Origin of the sequence: Thermocladium sp. ECH_B (genome assembly GCA_001516585.1) — an archaeon.
Taxonomy (GTDB): Archaea; Thermoproteota; Thermoprotei; order Thermoproteales; family Thermocladiaceae; genus Thermocladium.
Window position 1 is genome coordinate 1 of the sequence record LOBW01000094.1, and the last position, 5,830, is coordinate 5,830.

Annotated in this window: 7 protein-coding genes and 1 pseudogene; all 8 read right to left on the minus strand. The window is 56.4% G+C overall.

The window, feature by feature from the left end; translation table 11 throughout:
* Positions 1-475 (minus strand): annotated as a pseudogene (locus tag AT710_08910).
* Positions 476-507: 32 nt separating this feature from the next.
* Positions 508-768 (minus strand): hypothetical protein, encoded by a 261-nt coding sequence (locus tag AT710_08915; protein KUO90489.1) that lies wholly within the window; start codon positions 766-768, stop codon positions 508-510.
* Between the two features lie 30 nt (positions 769-798).
* Positions 799-1,488, minus strand: coding sequence for a hypothetical protein (locus AT710_08920; GenBank protein KUO90490.1), 690 nt, complete (start codon positions 1,486-1,488; stop codon positions 799-801).
* Positions 1,489-1,507: 19 nt separating this feature from the next.
* Positions 1,508-2,119, minus strand: coding sequence for a hypothetical protein (locus AT710_08925; GenBank protein KUO90491.1), 612 nt, complete (start codon positions 2,117-2,119; stop codon positions 1,508-1,510).
* A 17-nt stretch (positions 2,120-2,136) separates the two neighbouring features.
* Positions 2,137-3,378 carry a hypothetical protein gene (locus tag AT710_08930; GenBank protein ID KUO90492.1) on the minus strand — a complete coding sequence of 414 codons (1,242 nt, stop codon included), beginning with the start codon at positions 3,376-3,378 and terminating at the stop codon, positions 2,137-2,139.
* A gap of 5 nt (positions 3,379-3,383) precedes the next feature.
* The gene (locus AT710_08935) at positions 3,384-4,187 is read right to left on the minus strand and encodes a hypothetical protein (protein ID KUO90493.1); all 804 of its coding nucleotides are present in this window, start codon (positions 4,185-4,187) and stop codon (positions 3,384-3,386) included.
* Positions 4,180-5,334: a chorismate synthase gene (locus AT710_08940; GenBank protein KUO90494.1), complete on the minus strand. Its 1,155-nt coding sequence runs from the start codon at positions 5,332-5,334 to the stop codon at positions 4,180-4,182. The genes AT710_08935 and AT710_08940 overlap by 8 nt, the downstream gene beginning before the upstream one ends.
* Positions 5,324-5,818, minus strand: coding sequence for a hypothetical protein (locus AT710_08945; GenBank protein KUO90495.1), 495 nt, complete (start codon positions 5,816-5,818; stop codon positions 5,324-5,326). Before AT710_08945 ends, AT710_08940 begins: the two co-directional genes overlap by 11 nt.
* Positions 5,819-5,830 lie beyond the last annotated feature (12 nt).

Here is a 5,830-nt window from a genome sequence, read left to right on the forward strand (position 1 = left end):
CTACATACCTATCCTGCCTAATGACTAGGAGGAGCTTCCTCCCTCCAGTCTCCTTATCCTTCCAATACTTCGGCGGCGAAACGCGATCCATGTGGGGCGGTAGTTTTCCTTTTTTCTTTAGCTTGAGTAGGGAGAAGAATGAACTCCACGCCTCATTATTCTTCTGCATGACTGCTTGGGCATTAACCCCCAGTTCTTCCTTGTACTTCTCGTAGCATTTATCCCACGTCCCATCGAAGTCCACTTTTTCACCGCGGAAGAACTGCTGCCTCCTCTCGTAGTTAACCTCGTTAAATAGTTTGGCGGAGATGTTCGCCAACCTCCTCAGCTTCCTTTCCTGAAACCCATTTGGTAGGAGGCGAACCACATTAGTCCTCTTGTTAGTGCATTTAATTTCTTTGATGCCCTCTCCCGGTATTGCGGGGGAAGTCGGCCCCCGCTCCCCATTCCCAAGAAATTGACCGGAAGAGGACATCCTAAAGAGGAATAGTAAGAGGTTTTTAAACTTTACCCGCCCTGAAGGGCGAGGTTTGCCGTTAGTTTAATCATTGCCAATACATCCCTCATCAGGGTCGAGACGTGCTCATAATCCCTGAGCCTCCGGGCCTTTGCGAACCTGGCCCGCATGTATGGATGGGAAGCCAGGACCTCCCGCGCTATTACCCTGAGCAGCGTCATGCCCTCGCTATTCAATACTCCATTGGAGTAGTAAGGAGAGTATGGGTGAAGAAGCTGCTCCACGTAGCTCCTCAGCGCCTCGCTTCCCATGAGTTGAGGAGTATAGTCATCGAAATAAATCTACCGCTTCACTCCAATGTACTCAAACACTGTGCCCAGGCCCCGGGGCGTCCACCTAATCGTGCTGAACCTGGTCTCCATTAATTCCTTCAACTTCCTATTGGGAGGCATTGCGTCATATATTGTATTTATCTCCCTAAAATAAGAAGCATTGCGTCTCCCCGCCACTAGGAATGCTAGGAGCGGAATGATGTACATGGTGTAGAGGTGCCCAAGCCACCCTATGAATCCATTATCTGGGTGACCAATATTAACGCTCGCCAGGATTCCCCGAGGCTTAAGGATTCCCCAGAGGGCGGTCACCGCCATGGATAAGTCATGAGACGCGTGAAGCGAGAATCCCATGACCACTGCATCCATCGAGGCCGGGCGAAGCGAGGGCTCCTCGAATGATGCAACCACCTTATCCAGGTCCCGGGGGGCCATCAGCAACATATCAATTGATTGATCCATCAACAACATGTTGAGGTCCCCCCTCACCGATAGGAGGAGGCCACTCATTGTTCCGGGCCCAGCCCCCGCATCCAGCACCCTTGCCCCCCGGGGGAGAAGCGGGGCGAGGCTCATTGCAATGGATTTACGCCACCCATCAATGAGGAAAAGCGTGACTACCCTGCTTGTCCTATCATAAACGCCGGCTATCTTCCCATATATGGGGTACAACCGGCGCCACCTATACCCAATGCCCATCCAGGAACCCCCAGAATGTTTAGGCTTTATTTTTTGTGCCCAGAGCCCTAATTAATTCAAGCAAGCCACGGCACTCCTCGATCGTTAATTGACCATTAGCCGTGGGCTCACCCACGCTGCAGTACAGGATCGCGGAGCCAAGCATTGCCAGGGCAGCCCTAGCCCGCTTGCTGCCCATAACCATGGCCGCCACGCGCACGTCCCCGGCACTCATGAGGAGGCGAGCCATTATGGGAACATCACGTGAATCCGCGGAGGCGACCTTATAGATCGAGTAACCCATTGACTTAACTAGGCCATAATCCCCCCACGCCAATCTCCAGGAGAGGCGACCCCTAAACACGTGCCGCGACGCTATTACGCCGTGGGGCCCAAGCGGGTGATCGTGGAGGAATGAGAGCTCCGCATCTATCATTAATCCCAAATCAAGCGCCAACTTTAGGAGACGCTCCTTAACCGCTGGAGCCACCGGATTCACTCCGCCCTCCCCTGGATCCCTTATCGTGATTATGGCGGGGAGCCCCGCGTGCCTCCTGATTACCTCTTCATGTCCATCCCTGAGATAATCAAGGCGAAGCTCCAATAAGTCGCATCCATCAATGCGCGGCGACGAGAAGAGGGGGCTCCTCACCGGTATTGAGCATGCCATTAATGGCTCATCAATCGTACATCGACACCCAGCGACGAGAGGTCAACCCAGTAATTAGGGTTACTCTTAGAAACGCACTCCGCCTCAAGAATGGTGGAGCCCCATGCCGCGCCAATCATTCCACCCAACATGCCTATCCTATGATCGCCGCCGCACCTAATCAAGCCACGACGGGGAGAGGCGCCCCTTACCTCCAGGTAATCCGTGCCGCTCACCGCATTAACCCCAAACTCGCGGAGGGACTCCACTATAGTCACCAACCTATTGCTCTCCTTATACGCCAAGTGGCTTAACCCAATTAATCGAGCCCCATCTCCAACCGCGGCCACGCCCGCAAGCACTGGAGCCAGGTCCGGCGCATCGCCTAGATCAAGCTCAATGAATCCCCGGGGACTCCCCTCCACCACCCACGTTGATCCAATCACTCGGCTCCTGAGCCCCATTAACTCCATGTAGCTCACCACAATTGAGTCACCACGCCAGGGCGGGGGAGCCGGGAGCCCAGTTACATTGATTGAGCCCCCCGAGGCGGCGGCTGCGCCTCCATAGAACGCCGCCAACGCGTAGTCCCCAGGCACATCTAGCGCGGATGATTGAGGAATACAGGGAGGCGAGGCGATGAAGCCATCCTCTATCCTGGTCCTGCACCCAAATATTGCCAGGGCGTCGGCAGTCATGTGAATATAGGGGCGAGAAACCAGGGGCGTGGTGACCTCGATCTCCACCCCCTCCTCAGAGGCTGCGCCAGCCATCATGAGGGAGGAAATGAATTGACTCGAGATATCCCCCCTAATCCTAACCCTGCCGCCCCTTAATCCACCCCTCACCCTGAGGGGAAGCGAGTTCCCCTCTATGACTGCGCCGAGGGACCTCAACGCGGTAATCAAGTCCGTTAAGGGGCGAGCCCTAAGCGTGGAGTCCCCCGTAATCACTACTCCACCGTGGATTGAGGCAAGGGCGAGACCCATTCTAAGCGTTGTGCCGCTGCCGCCCAAGTCAATAATCGCCTCCCCTCCGCGCCGCGATAATGGCCCCCTCACCAGGATGGAGGAGCCGCGGCGCTCGACAATGGCTCCCAAGGCACTAATTAATCTAAGCGCGGCCGAGGCATCGCTTGACTCTGGGTAATTACGTATTATTGATTCACCGCTGGCCAGGGACGCCGTTAATGCAAACCTAATTGCCCAGCTCTTGGATGGGGGAGCCGAAATTATTCCCGAGGCCCTGGATGGATTAATCAAGGCCCTCAAGCCTCATCCACCTCATTCACTGGCTCCACGAGCAGCGTTAATCCATTTAACTCGCTCAGCCAATTAATGTACTCCCGCGGGGAATCCCTGAACACGGCGGCCACGGCGGGACCATTCCCAGTGACCCCCGCTGAGACTGCGCCCATGGATAACGCGGCACCCACTAGCCTGGAGAAACCGTACCCCAATGCGGCGTCCACGGCTAAGCCATTCATTAACATGGCTGCCCAGTACCGCTTCCCCCAGGCCAACTCGAAGAGGGACTCATGAAACCTCCTCAGTAGGCGGAGGCGTGGAACACTTACTCGCTTAGCCGTGGGCGGCACGTGGATTACGACGCTGACTCGAGGAGCCTCATCGCGCCTAAGCACCCTCATTTCGAAGTTATTGGTCAGCGTTATGCCTCCTAACAAGGAGGCCGATGCATCATCGAGGGCCCCAGTTATTGAGGAGCCTAGGCGAAGCGTTGCCTGCGCAGCCGCTATCGCTGCTCCAGTCCTGTCCCGAATGCCCGCTAATCGAGCCGCTTCAAGCATTATGGCGGCGGCCACGGCGCTATTGCTCTTTAATCCGCTGCCCAACGGTATTGAGCTCCTAACCTCCGCGCAGAGCAAACTAAGTCCAAACGTTTTCCTCGCTTCCACCAGGATCGCGGAGACGAACGTATCATCCATGCTCTTCACCTCGCTCCTCTGGCATTCCCAGACCTTGACCTCCACGGGCAGGTTAATCGCCATGACCGCTCCAAGGCCCGCTGGAACCGCGTTCACTATGCTGATGCCGCCGAATGCCTTAACCATGGCAAGCCGACCTGTATTGCCTCCACCTATCCTCTATGGTGGCTGCCTCCTCCTCGCTTAGCCTCACTGGATTAATTAGTCCAGCCCTAAACATGTGATCCGCCACGACCAGGGAAACCATTGCCTCGGCAACTGTGACGCCTCGAATGGCCACGGCTGGATCATGCCTCCCCTTCACGCTGATCTCAACGGGTTCCCCCGTCCTGAGATCCACGGACTTGGCGGGCCTCCTTATTGAGCTAGTGGGCTTAAACGCGACGCGGATAATTATGGGTTCCCCAATGCTCACTCCACCCAACATGCCTCCAGCCCTATTGGTCTCTAGGCCGGGCTTATTCCCCTTCATCACTATATTATCCCTATGCTCGCTTCCCCTCACACGCGCGGCGGCGAAGCCCTGCCCCACCTCGAACCCCATTGTTGCCGGGATACTCATTAATGCCTTCGCTAGATCCGCCTTCAACTTATCGAACACGGGTTCCCCAAGGCCGGCTGGGGGATCCATCACAATCACCTCCGCTACCCCGCCCCAACTATCGCCCGCCTCCAGGGCCTGCCTCATGACCTCCACGTACTTCTCCTCCGTAGTTGGGTCAGGGGCCTTGAGGGGGGAGTACTTGGCGCAAAGCGCCTCGCTCCACCCAGGCCTCGCCGCATCAATGGGACCCAGCGATGCTAGGTAGCCGGCGACCATTGTACTGTGAAGCAGCATTAGCTTCTTGGCCACGGCTGCCGCCGCGACCCTCGCCACAGTCTCCCTAGCGCTTGCGCGTCCACCACCCCTATAGTCCCAATTACTTAAGCCGTACTTAAGCACGTAACTCAAGTCAGCGTGTCCAGGCCTGGGCCTATACCTGTAATCCTCATATGGCGATGATTGGACATCCATGTTCCTCACCAGGATGGCCACAGGCGATCCAGTGGTTCTCCCCGAGAAGACTCCACTTAGGATCTCAGGCTCATCGGGTTCCCGCCGCGGCGAGACGAATTTGCCGCCGGGCTTCCTGAATTGAAGCTCGAACCTAATATCATCCTCCCCAAGGGGCAAGCCCGCTGGAACCCCATCAATGATGACCCCCACCGCCTTGCCGTGGGACTCCCCGAAAGTGGTTATGCGCAGCATTGATCCAAACGTGTTACCCCCCATTCATTATCACCCCCCTCACCTCATCATCATGAATCGGAACTGGGCGACCCAACCATAATTCCTCGGACTTAATGGCTTGCCTAATCAATACGTCCAACCCATCGATTAGGGGGAGCCCCAGTTCCTTGGCCGCAGTGGAGAGCGGGGTCCCACTCCTAGAGTAAGCCAAGTCAATTACGGTCGGCGCGGTGCTCCTCAATGGCTCGAGGGGCAGGGGTTCGCCGTGATCATACATGCCGAGCGGCGTCGCGTTAATTATTAGGTCCACTCGAGGCAGGGTCTCTACCCTGTTCTCGAAGTTGATGACCTCAATGGTTAAGCCAAGCCTCTCCCCCAGCATCCGTAACTCCTCAGCCCTGCTTCTAGTCCTATTAGTAACCACTATGGAGCGGCACCTCCCCGAGAGCGCTGCTAATGCTGCGCGGGCTGCCCCGCCGGCTCCCAGAACCATGGCAACGCCGCACTTAATGCCTCGATTAAGCATTAAATCAATTAA